This is a genomic window from Adlercreutzia equolifaciens (assembly GCF_029076695.1).
Taxonomy (GTDB): domain Bacteria; phylum Actinomycetota; class Coriobacteriia; order Coriobacteriales; family Eggerthellaceae; genus Adlercreutzia; species Adlercreutzia equolifaciens_A.
In genome coordinates this window covers 1-359 of the sequence record NZ_JARFIK010000138.1, presented here as the reverse complement: position 1 = coordinate 359, position 359 = coordinate 1, and the positions used below count along the sequence as shown (strand labels likewise).

Below are 359 nucleotides of genomic sequence, written 5' to 3'. Positions count from 1 at the left end.
CTTGTCTGGCGGTATGAGCCTGTGGCTTCACGGCATCCCGTAACAAACTCCCATACAAGAGTCTGGGTCGCAAGCCATTTCTCATCGTCTGATCCAGACAGATTTCCTCGGTTTCCCTGATACCCATAGAGCAGGGCAAGCCCAACTGCTTTTTTCTGGCTTCCCGAAAGAGCGTTCCATGCTTCGGAAGATGCTTCTTTCAAGGTGTTGCCCGTTTTTAGCGGTACACCTGGCTGTAAACAAAATGCTGTGTCGCCATCCACAAACATACGGTATTTGTAGTCACCCGTACCGCCTGCGATATAACCGTTGATGTTGGCACTTGAATTGTACCTCATTGCATTTCCGTTCCCGTCATA

Annotated in this window: 1 protein-coding gene; it reads right to left on the bottom strand. The window is 49.6% G+C overall.

The window, feature by feature from the left end:
• Nucleotides 1-338 (bottom strand): thioester domain-containing protein (locus tag PZH32_RS11805; protein ID WP_275208446.1); only part of this gene is annotated, 338 nt, incomplete at its 3' end.
• Between the last annotated feature and the right edge of the window lie 21 nt (nt 339-359).